This is a genomic window from Planococcus sp. SE5232, assembly GCF_050686535.1.
Taxonomy (GTDB): domain Bacteria; phylum Bacillota; class Bacilli; order Bacillales_A; family Planococcaceae; genus Planococcus.
The window spans coordinates 366,359-377,803 of the sequence record NZ_JBOGCP010000002.1; the positions used below are offsets into that span (position 1 = coordinate 366,359).

An 11,445-nucleotide genomic window follows, 5' to 3' on the forward strand; every position below is an offset into this window, starting at 1 on the left:
ACTCGGGCGCAAAGCCCGAGTTAGTTCGGCGCAAGCCCGTAGGAAAGCGTCCGCCTGTAGTGAAGGATCTAATATAGAACCCACTGATTACTCGTTCATACTTCTAACTAATAATCTTTTGGCTAAAAGCCAAAACCGGCTCATGAAAAGAGCCGGCTTTCGTTTAATTCATGCGGACACGTGTAATTGGAATGGACTTGGTGATGTCATTGACCACCCAGCTGGCAGCAATCAAGCCGACTGAGGAAGGCACGAAGGCATTCGAGGACGGCGGCATCTGTGCTTTGCGGATGGTTGCATCGGGCTTGCCGACATTTCCGACCACGTCTTCACGGACGATGATTGGGCTTTCGTCTGAGAAGACGACAGGAATGCCTTTGTAGATTCCGGCCTGGCGCAATTTCTTGCGGATGATTTTCGCCAGTGGATCGGTATGCGTTTTGGAGATATCCGCAATCTTAAAGCGGGTCGGATCGGTCTTGTTGGCCGCTCCCATGCTCGCGATAATCTTGGTTCCGCGCTTATAGCATTCCTCCATCAAATGGACTTTGTAGATCATGGTGTCGGAAGCATCGATGACGTAATCCGGGTTATAGCTGAAGAATTCTTCGTACGTTTCTTCCGTATAGAACATATGCAGGGAAATCACCTTGCACTCTGTATTGATATCAGCAATGCGGTCTTTCATGACGCCTGCTTTGGACTGCCCCACTGTTGACAGGTTGGCAACCAGCTGGCGGTTGATATTGGTGATGTCAACATTGTCTTTGTCCACCAAAATGATGGTGCCGACGCCGCTTCTGGCACACGCTTCCGCCGCAAATGACCCCACGCCTCCGATGCCCAGAATGGCAACCGTTGCATTTTTCAATAAATCGATTCCTTCTTTACCTACTGCTAATTCATTTCTCGAGAATTGGTGTAACATTAAGCCACTGCCTTTCAATATTGATACGCATAATAGGGATTATACACATTAAAAATCCCTCCGACAAATAATTGTCGAAGGGATAAAAATGATTTTTTATTAGGAATCCCAATCGTGCCGTCTTTGTTGGTGCGCATCGTTTGAACCCGCTGAAAGCAGGTGGGTGACCTCTTCACCACTTATAACTTCCCGTTAAGGCATGTTAGCCATGGTGAAATCCGATCTCCCGACGACATAATGTTGGGTCAAAATCGAATTGCTTAAAACGAACACATCAGGATTCTCTATACCCGTATGTTAGCATACCTTTTTTATTTAGACAAGCTTTTTACTCTGATACTTTTTTATTATTCTGAATGTTCAGCGATAGGCTCAATTCTTCAAGCTGCGCGCCGGAAACCGGGCTCGGCGCATCTGTCAGCAGGTCGCTGGCACTGGCCGTTTTCGGGAATGCGATGGTGTCGCGCAGATTCGTGCGGCCTGCCAGCAGCATCACCAGACGATCCAAGCCGAAAGCGATTCCGCCGTGTGGAGGCGTTCCGTATTCGAATGCTTCCATCAGGAAACCGAACTGCTCATTGGCTTCTTCTTTGCTGAAGCCCAGCACTTCAAACATCTGCTCCTGGATTTCGCGGCGGTAGATACGGGAAGATCCCCCACCCAGCTCATAGCCGTTCAAGACGAGGTCATAAGCTTGTGCACGGACATTCTGCGGTTCTGTCGCCAATTTGTCCAGGTCTTCTTCAAACGGCATGGTGAAAGGATGGTGGGCAGCATAATAGCGGCCTTCCTTGTCATCATACTCAAGCAGTGGCCAGTCCGTGATCCACAGGAATTTATAGATTGAGTTGTCGATCAAGCCAAGCTCTTTGCCGAATTTCAACCGAAGTGCGCCAAGTGCATCGGCTACAACCGTACGCTTGTCTGCCACGAACAACAGTAAATCTCCAGCTTCCGCTTCTGCACGTTCGGTCAAAGCAGTTGCCGCTTCGCCTTCAAAGAATTTGGCGATCGGCCCTTTTACGCCTTCTTCTTCGACTTTCAGCCACGCAAGTCCTTTTGCGCCGTAAACGGCAGCGAAAGCACCAAGTGCGTCAATGTCCTTGCGTGAATAATTGGCAGCCTGGCCTTTGACGTTGATCAGTTTAACCTGGCCGCCGTTTTCGATGGCGCCGGTGAAGACTTTGAATGCTGAATCTTTCACTAGATCCGAGACGTCGACCAATTCCAGGCCGAAGCGCACATCCGGTTTATCCGAACCGAAACGGTCCATCGCTTCTGTATAGCTCATGCGCTGGAACGTCGGCTCGATGTCGATTTTCTTGACGTCTTTCATCATTTGGACCATCAAACGTTCATTCATCCCGATAATGTCTTCCATCGTCTGGAAGCTCATTTCCATATCGATTTGCGTGAATTCCGGCTGGCGGTCTGCACGGAGATCTTCATCACGGAAGCAGCGGGCAATCTGGTAATATTTATCGAAGCCGGACACCATCAGCATCTGCTTGAAGAGCTGCGGAGACTGCGGCAAGGCATAGAATTCTCCGTCATGGACACGGCTTGGCACCAAATAATCGCGTGCGCCTTCAGGAGTTGATTTCGTCAAAATTGGTGTTTCCACTTCAATGAAACCTTCTTCATCCAAAAAGCGGCGGATGGATTTGGTGACGTCTGAACGCATTTTGAATGTTTCGTACATTGCCGGACGGCGCAGGTCCAGGTAACGGTATTTCAGGCGCAGGTCTTCATTGACATCGGTATTGTCTTCGATCGCGAATGGCGGATTTTTCGCTGCATTGATAATGGAGGCATGATCCACCTGCACTTCGATTTTCCCGGTTTTCATGGCCGCATTTACTTGTCCTTCAGTTCGTTCTACAACCAGACCATCGATATGAACCACAAATTCATTGCGCAGCGACTCACCGATCGCGGCGGCTTCTGTTGAAATTTCCGGATTGAAGACCACTTGGACAATTCCTGAACGGTCACGGACATCGACAAAGATCAAGCCGCCAAGGTCCCGGCGTTTTTGTACCCAGCCTTTTAATGTAACACGCTGCCCAATGGCAGTTTCGTTGACTTCCCCACAATAATGCGTTCTAGACATAATTATTCCTCCAGTGATTTCTTTTTCAATATGGTTTGGGCGATTTCTTCGAATGCCATTTCCTGCTGCTCACCCGTCGCCATTTCCTTCAATGCCACTTTTCCGCTTGCCAATTCCGTTTCGCCGATGACGATGACGAAGCCGGCGCCTTTGCGGTCAGCGGATTTCATCTGCGCTTTCACTTTGCGGCCGTTGAAATCCATATCCGCTGAAATGCCGTTCAAACGTAGATCGCGTACGACCGAAAATGCTTTTTTCTTGCTCGACTCGTCCATCGCCACCACGTAAACCTCCAGGTTGTTCGATTGGCCGATTTCGACTTTTTCCATCTCAAGCGCCAACAATAAGCGCTCGATGCTCATCGCAAAGCCGATTCCCGGAGATTCCGGACCGCCGAGATCTTCGACGAGGCCGTTATAGCGTCCGCCGCCGGCCAAAGTTGTGATGGCGCCGAAGCCTTCCGCTTCGCTCATGATTTCAAAAGCGGTGTGGTTATAATAATCAAGTCCGCGGACCAGATTCGGATCCACGACAAAGTCGATGTCCATGCTCGAAAGGTACGCTTGCACTTCATCAAAATAAGCCTGTGATTCTTCGTTCAAATAATCAGTAAGGGACGGCGCAGTTGCCATCAACGGATGGTTGCGGTCCACTTTGCAATCCAGGATGCGCAATGGATTTTTCTTGAGCCGGATCTGGCAGTCGCTGCAGAATTCATCGATGCTTGGCTCGAAATGTTTGATCAGTGCTTCTTTATGCGCCACACGGCTTTCCGTGTCGCCGAGTGAATTGATGACCAGACGCAATTGTTTCAGGCCGACAGAACGGTATAGGTCCATAGCAAGTGAAATCACTTCTGCGTCGATTGCCGGATCCTTGGAACCGATTGCTTCGACACCGAACTGCACAAACTGGCGCATGCGGCCTGCCTGCGGACGTTCATAGCGGAACATCGGGCCGGTATAGAATAATTTCACCGGCTGGTCCGGCATGCCGAATAATTTATTTTCTACATAAGATCGGACAACGGACGCTGTGCCTTCCGGACGCAGCGTCAGTGAACGGTCGCCGCGGTCCTGGAATGTATACATTTCCTTTTGGACGATATCCGTCGTGTCACCGACACTGCGCTGGAATAATTCCGTGTGTTCGAAAATAGGCGTGCGGATTTCCTTGTATTGGTAGAGCCTGCACAAGTCGTTGATTTTTTGTTCGACTTCCTGCCATTTGGCGGATTGGTCGGGCAGCACGTCATACGTGCCGCGTGGTGCTTGAATGTTCATACTCTCTTCACTCCTCTATTTTTCCATACAAAAAAGCTCCCGCCCCTTGCTTTACGCAAGGGACGAGAGCCTGTATAAGCTTCCGCGGTTCCACCCTAGTTGATGCAAAAAGATGCATCCTCTCATTCCGGGTAACGGCCGGTTCCGTTTTTTCCTAATAAGCGGCTTACGCTTTTCAGAAAAAAGCCTCGAAAGTGTTTTTCGTCGCAGTTGTCTGCAGGAAAGTTTACAGCCTGAGACTTTCCCTCTCTTTTCAGCCAAATCATGCAATTACTTTCTCCGTCGTCAGCAAATATATAAGTATAATAAATCAATCTTAATAACTCCCCGATAGCTTGTCAACCTTTTTGACACAAGGCGCCCGTTTTTTGATACTATGGGAGAGAAGTTTCTTTAGGGGGAATGGCATGAAACGCAAATGGTTCATCGTACTTATTTTATTCTTTTTATTCATAGCCGGCAGCTTGCCGCTGCTCGATAAAGATCATGCATCAGCCGATACCGGCAGCGTCGAAATTTCCGGCACTACGGTCAATGTCAGAAGCGGCCCTGGATTGTCATATAGCGTAACCGGCGACTTGGAGCAGGGACAGACGGCTTCCGTCATTTCCAAAGAAGGCGACTGGCTGGAAGTCCGTGTGGATGACAAGGAAGGCTGGATCGCTTCCTGGCTGACGACATCCAAGGATGAAGAACAAACGGCATCCGGCCAAACAGCCGTATCTTCGGTCAACGGCCTGAACGTCCGTGCACAACCCGATCTCTCAGCAGCTGTGCTGACGAAGATGAAAGCCGGAGACGAGGCTGAAGTGATCAGCGCAGCAGGAGACTGGCTGGAAATCAATTTCCGCAATACCCGGGGATTTGTCTCCAAGCAATACATAAGCGTGGCTGATGGAGCACCCGAAACAGATCAGCCGGCTGACGCCGAGAAAACAGAGGAAAAGAAAGAGGCGCTTTCCAAAGTCTCTTCTTTCGAAATTGCCGTCAGCGCATTGAATGTCCGCTCAAAACCTGATCTCAGCTCGAAGATCCAACAGACAGTCAACCAAGGACAGGTCTTCCCTGTCGTGTCCATGAAAGGAAATTGGGTGGAAATCCAATTGGCTGAAGGCAAAAGCGGCTGGGCATATGCATTCCACGGCCAATTATCCGACGAGACAGCCGAAACGCGCTCGAACGATACGCAAGAGTCCGTCACCATCCTGACCGACGGCACAAACCTGCGGACCGAAGCGACAACTGCATCTGAAGTTGCCAGCCGCGCAGATGCCGGAGATAACTTGCCGGTCCTCGATAAGCAAGGCGAATGGTATCAGGTTTCATTACCGGATGGCCAGGCCGCCTTTGTTGCTGAATGGGTCGTGTCTTCAGAAGACGCGATTGTAGAAGAAGAGCAGACAGAGATGCCTGACCGCAAGAAAGGCACCTTGAACGGCATCACCATCGTGCTCGATCCGGGCCATGGCGGCAATGACGGCGGTACCGTCGGCGTCCGCAAAACAGAAGAAAAAGAATTGACCTTGAAGACTGCAGAAACCCTGTCCCATCATCTGAACGCAGCTGGAGCTGAAGTCGTCATGACCCGGCAGTCCGACACCTATGTCGATCTGCGCAAGCGCGTTGCCAGCAGCCAGCAGGCTGGAGCCGACGCCTTTGTCAGCATCCACTACGATTCCACCGACGACAGCAGCATATCTGGATTCACATCCTATTACCAGCACGATTACCAAAAAGAATTAGCCGAATACCTCAACTCGGGACTCGGCGACAAATTGACCCTGCATGACCGCGGCGTCCAGCACGGCAATTACCTCGTGCTCCGTGAAAATCAGCAGCCGGCCGTGCTCGTCGAACTTGGCTTCCTCAGCAATTTCAACGAGGAACGCGTCCTGACCACTAAGCAATTCCGCGAACAGGCGGCGCTCGGCCTCTACACCGGCATCATCAACTACTTTGATGCCCAGCTGGGTGAATAAAAAAAGCACGGAGAAAATATTCTCCGTGCTTTTTTTGTGTGGATTTTTGTGTTTCGTGCATATTTCTTTCCGAACGTGCGCAATATCTGCTGAGCGTGCGTATTTTCCTGTGAACGTGCGTATTTTGACAAAAGCGTGCGTATCTGGCCGCGAACGTGCGTATCGTGCGGGAAGTAGGGATAAGCTGGACAAACCAAAAAGAAGCACAGGCTAACTCGCCTGCACTTCTCCTCAAATTTCTATTTAGATTCCACCAGGATCGTCACGGGGCCGTCATTGACCAGCTGGACGTCCATCATGGCGCCGAAGATGCCGGTTTCGACAACCAGGCCATGACTTCGCAGCGCCTCGTTAAAGGCCTGCCAAAGCGGTTCTGCCGTTTCCGGCCGCGCCGCCGAGATGAAGCTTGGCCGACGCCCTTTTTTGACATCGCCGTAAAGCGTGAATTGGGAGATCGACAGGATCTCGCCCCCGTTGTCGAGAATCGACCGGTTCATCTTGCCTTCTTCGTCTTCGAACAGGCGAAGCTGAGCAATCTTGCCGGCCAGATAATCGGCATCCTTCTCTGTATCTTCATGGGTGATGCCGACAAGCAGCACATAGCCGGAGCTGATGGCGCCGGTTATGTCGCCTTCGACCGTCACCGATGCTCCTTTGGATCGTTGCAGAACTACTCTCATGCTGCCTCCTTAATTCGTCACACGCTGGACCGAGTAGACATCGGGAATCGATTTGATCCGTTCGACGACGCGGTTCAGGTGCGAGATATGCGGAATCATGATCGACAGATTGATCGTCGCGATCTTGTCTTTATCCGCACGGCCGCTCACGGCGGTGATGGTCGTCTTCGTTTCGCTGACCATGTGCATGACTTCATTGATCAAACCGGTGCGGTCGTATGCCTGCACTTCAATGTCGATCTGGTACGATTTATTGTCCGGCGACCCCTCATTCTCCCATTCAACCGGTATCAGACGGTCGTTTTCTTCGGAGTGGATGTTCGGACAATCGGTGCGGTGGACGGAAACGCCTCGGCCTTTAGTGATAAAGCCGATGATGTCGTCACCCGGCACCGGGTTGCAGCATTTCGACAGGCGGATCATCATGTTGTCGATGCCTCGGACGATGACGCCTGATTCCGTCTGCTTTTTCGGTACATTGGATTTCATTTCAACGGTGATTTTTTCAAGTGCTTCTTCCTGCTCACGTTTTTTGCGCATTTTTTCTGCCAGGCGGTTGACGACCTGTTGAGCCGTAATTCCGGTAAAGCCGACCGCTGCGTACATATCGTCTTCGCCTGCAAAATTGAATTTATCGCAGACGCGCTTGATATTTTCGTTCGTCAGCACTTCTTTGATCGGGAACTCCTGGGATTTGATCTCTTTTTCGATCAAGTCCCGGCCTTTTTGGACATTGTCTTCACGCAATTGCTTTTTGAAGAATTGCTTGATCTTGTTTTTCGTCTGCGTCGATTTGGCGATTTTCAGCCAGTCGCGGCTTGGTCCGAAAGATTGCTTCGACGTCAAAATTTCCACGATGTCTCCCGTATGCAACTCCGTATCGAGCGGTGCCATCTTGCCGTTTATTTTGGCGCCGATGGTTTTATTGCCGATTTCCGAGTGGACACGGTAGGCGAAATCGATTGGACAGGAGCCTGCCGGCATTTCGATGACGTCGCCTTTTGGCGAGAAGACGTAGACCATATCGGAAAACAGATCATATTTCAATGATTCCATGAATTCTTCCGCGTTGTCGGATTCGTTCTGGAAATCAAGGATTTCACGGAACCACGACAGGCGTGAATCGACCGAGCTTTTCGGCTTGTCGATGGTTTTGCCTTCTTTATAGGCCCAATGCGCCGCTACCCCATATTCGGCGATGCGGTGCATTTCTTCGGTGCGGATCTGCACTTCCAGCGGATCGCCTTGTGGACCGATTACGGTCGTGTGCAGCGACTGGTATAGGTTCTGTTTCGGCATCGCGATGTAATCCTTGAAGCGGCCCGGCATCGGCTTCCATGTGGAATGGATGATGCCCAGTACCGCATAACAGTCCTTGATGCTTTCCACGGTGATGCGGACTGCCAATAAATCATAGATTTCGTTGAACTGTTTATTTTGGATGGCCATCTTCCGGTAAATGCTGTAGATGTGTTTCGGCCGGCCGAAAAGATCCGCCTTGATGTCGACTTCGTCGAGCTGTGTGCGGATCTCACCCATAACTTTATTTAAATATTCTTCCCGTTCGGTCCGTTTCTTTTTCATCAAATTGACGATCCGGTAATACTGCTGCGGGTTCAAATAGCGCAATGCCGTATCTTCCAGTTCCCACTTGATGGTATTGATCCCAAGCCGGTGCGCAATCGGGGCAAAGATTTCCAAGGTTTCATTGGCTTTGATGCGCTGCTTTTCAACAGACTGGTATTTCAGGGTCCGGAGATTGTGCAGACGGTCAGCCAGTTTGATGAGGATGACACGGATGTCCTGTGCCATCGCCACAAACATCTTGCGGTGGTTTTCCGCCTGCTGCTCTTCTTTGGACAAATACTTGATCTTGCTCAACTTGGTCACGCCGTCGACCAGCATCGCCACTTCTTCATCGAAATCACGGACGATGTCTTCCCGGCTGACTTCCGTATCTTCCACGACATCATGCAAAAAGCCCGCTGCCACAGTGGCTGGATCCATCTGCAGCTCTGCCAGGATCCCGGCCACCTGCACCGGATGCACAATATACGGTTCTCCGGATTTCCGGAACTGTCCCATGTGGGCATCGTACGCAACTTGATACGCCTTCTTAATCGTTTTCACATGATCGGCATTCATATAAGACGCAACCATCTCGAATACATCTTCAGCTGTTCTCACTTGATCCTTCGCCATAATTGCCCACCTTGCTTTAAATTTTTCCAAAAGTATATCTTTCTATTATAAAAAACAAAGTGGTTAAATGTAAAGCTTTGTTAGCCCTTCTCCATCACTTTAATGAATTCACGGAGATAATCCGGCAGATCCGGTGGCCGGCGGCTTGACACCAAGTGCCCATCCACCACCACGGCTTCATCCAGCCACTCCGCGCCGGCATTGACCATATCATCTTTTATGCCTGGCGTGCTGGTGACTTTTCGGCCATTTAAAATATTGGCGGAAATAAGCACCCACCCGGCGTGGCAAATTTGCCCGATCGGCTTTTTCTGGTCATCCATATGGCAGACCATCTCCAAAACTTCCGGAAAGCGGCGGATTTTGTCGGGTGCCCAGCCGCCTGGAACAAGAATCGCGTCGTATTCCTTGGCGAGCGCTTCGCCATAAGTCATATCCGATTTTGCCGGAACGCCGTATTTGCCGATATAATCGACACCTGCCTCCTCTCCTGCGATGTCCACTTCTGCCCCTTCTTCACGCAATCTTAAAATCGGATACCAAAGTTCCAGATCCTCGAATTCATGGTGAATGAAACTCAACACTTTCTTTCCAGTCAATCTCATATTATTGCCTCCTCGTATAGTTTAAAGTAAATGGCTGCTGCGTTTTCTGACACTCTCCAAACGGACCAGTTCGCTGCCTTTTCCGACAGCCACCGCCTGTTCGGCAGAACCCAGGCAGATCAAGTTTTCCACCCGCACACTCCGCGCGCTTTGTTCGCCACCGGCGATCGACACGTCAGCGCTTGCCGTCGTGAAATCCCGGATGACGCCATTGGTCAACGACACGCATGCGGCGCGGTATTGAATCGCGGCAGCGGGCTGCTTTTTATAATCAGTATCGGGGTCTCCCACAAACAAAAAGCGGTTGATGGCGACATTCCGATAGCCGGACACCACCAAACTTCGCGGTGGCGACCCTTCGTAGAGGGATGTTTCAATAGGTTCGATGGATACCAGCCGCTGCGCTTTTATATTGAACGCTGACCGCGATTCCGGATCGTCTTTTTTATGATGGCCGATATGGCGGAAATTGAACGACCGGTTGTCGTGGACCGATAGATGCCCCGAAATATAGACCCCTGATGCTGCCGAGGAATTGGCGTGGGCTTTGATCTCGATGCCTCCGAAACAGCGGGTGCTGGAATTGTCGACTAGCCAAACGTGGCGGGAGCCGTCATCCACTTCAAAGCCATTGGAGTTGGAAAAGCCAGCTTGATGCGCCCGGCCGCTCGGGTCGCTGAAATGCGAATTGGAGACGAAAATATAATCGCTGTGATGCGTCGTCAAACCATCATCGCCAAAACCGGAGCCGGTGACGCCATCGAGCCAGACAAACCGGCTGCCGCCTTTGCCCCGCAGCCCGTCTCCGGCGTAATTATACAGAGGTGCCGTGATATCGAAGCAATGCAAGCCTGGATTGAGTGCGTCCACGTCCTTGACCCAGCCATAGGTGACGTGCGCATAGGTCAGGCAACTGGAATGATTGCCGCCTGCGCTGGTGTTCTCGACTTCGCCGAGGCGTTCGATATGCCAGTCAAGCGTCAGCTTCTCCACGGAAATATTGCGGTTGCCCGACAGGTGATGGCTATTGGTCAAAAGCCTTGCCTTCCGCGGCGCTTTCGGATGCAACTTTATGGTGGTACGGCCTTTTCCCGCTCCAATCAGGCGGGTCCACGACGGCAGCCGAAGGCCTTCTACCACATAAACGCCTGCCGGCACCTTCACTTCGACCGCACCTTTGCCGAAAGCTTTTTTAAAAGCTTCGGTGCAGTCTGTTTCCCCGTCGCCCAAGGCGCCATAATCCCGGACGTTGACGCGGCGCTGGATGGTTGAATCCAATTTGCGGTATTCACTGTCCAGCCGTTCTTTCCATTCCGGATAAAGCTGCTGTCCGGACACACGGGTCCCAAAGCCATGTTCGTCTTCGGGAATGAATTCTTCTGCGAATAAAGACCATAGTTTCTCAGTGAGGCTGGATTTCCGCCGGGCGTGTTTGCTGACGGCAAAATCTTTTTTGATGGCGTTGAAGTATTGTTCGGTCTCGCGGGTGATTTTCTCTAGAGGTGTACGATTGTCCAGGTAGTGGTCAATCCATGCAGCATTTAATCGGGGGTTGTGCTCTTTTTCCAACTTCATATTCCGGCCACCTCCTATTCGTCTTTACTGTGTCCATACCCTTGATCCAAGAAAAAAATCCCTCCACCCGAAAAGGCGAA

8 protein-coding genes, 1 other RNA gene and 1 other annotated feature are annotated in these 11,445 nt (G+C 51.0%); of the genes, 1 reads left to right on the forward strand and 8 read right to left on the reverse strand.

The annotated features are described in order from the left end of the window. Positions 1-163: 163 nt before the first annotated feature. The 4 genes from ACRC6Q_RS10660 to hisS form a co-directional block, all read right to left on the reverse strand. On the reverse strand, positions 164-928 hold the full coding sequence (locus ACRC6Q_RS10660) for a tRNA threonylcarbamoyladenosine dehydratase (RefSeq protein WP_223638130.1): 765 nt from the start codon (positions 926-928) through the stop codon (positions 164-166). Between the two features lie 101 nt (positions 929-1,029). After that, positions 1,030-1,212: non-coding RNA, 6S RNA (gene ssrS, locus ACRC6Q_RS10665), on the reverse strand. A gap of 44 nt (positions 1,213-1,256) precedes the next feature. Further along, a complete protein-coding gene (aspS, locus tag ACRC6Q_RS10670; protein WP_431466494.1) occupies positions 1,257-3,041 on the reverse strand; it encodes an aspartate--tRNA ligase in 1,785 nt (594 codons plus the stop codon). 2 nt (positions 3,042-3,043) lie between these two features. Beyond that, positions 3,044-4,324 carry a histidine--tRNA ligase gene (hisS, locus tag ACRC6Q_RS10675; RefSeq protein ID WP_431466495.1) on the reverse strand — a complete coding sequence of 427 codons (1,281 nt, stop codon included), beginning with the start codon at positions 4,322-4,324 and terminating at the stop codon, positions 3,044-3,046. Between the two features lie 55 nt (positions 4,325-4,379). Further along, positions 4,380-4,619, reverse strand: a binding site (T-box leader). A 112-nt stretch (positions 4,620-4,731) separates the two neighbouring features. Here hisS and ACRC6Q_RS10680 point away from each other — a divergent pair. Next, a complete protein-coding gene (locus ACRC6Q_RS10680) occupies positions 4,732-6,303 on the forward strand; it encodes an SH3 domain-containing protein (protein ID WP_431466496.1) in 1,572 nt (523 codons plus the stop codon). Between the two features lie 239 nt (positions 6,304-6,542). Here ACRC6Q_RS10680 and dtd read toward each other — a convergent pair whose 3' ends face one another. The 4 genes from dtd to ACRC6Q_RS10700 form a co-directional block, all read right to left on the reverse strand. Then, positions 6,543-6,983, reverse strand: coding sequence for a D-aminoacyl-tRNA deacylase (gene dtd / locus ACRC6Q_RS10685; RefSeq protein WP_298830359.1), 441 nt, complete (start codon positions 6,981-6,983; stop codon positions 6,543-6,545). A 9-nt stretch (positions 6,984-6,992) separates the two neighbouring features. Continuing rightward, the gene (locus ACRC6Q_RS10690; RefSeq protein WP_223638140.1) at positions 6,993-9,185 is read right to left on the reverse strand and encodes a RelA/SpoT family protein; all 2,193 of its coding nucleotides are present in this window, start codon (positions 9,183-9,185) and stop codon (positions 6,993-6,995) included. Positions 9,186-9,265: 80 nt separating this feature from the next. Continuing rightward, positions 9,266-9,790, reverse strand: a complete 525-nt coding sequence (locus ACRC6Q_RS10695; protein WP_223638141.1) for a type 1 glutamine amidotransferase domain-containing protein — start codon at positions 9,788-9,790, stop codon at positions 9,266-9,268. 21 nt (positions 9,791-9,811) lie between these two features. Then, on the reverse strand, positions 9,812-11,365 hold the full coding sequence (locus ACRC6Q_RS10700; protein WP_431466497.1) for a glycosyl hydrolase family 28-related protein: 1,554 nt from the start codon (positions 11,363-11,365) through the stop codon (positions 9,812-9,814). Between the last annotated feature and the right edge of the window lie 80 nt (positions 11,366-11,445).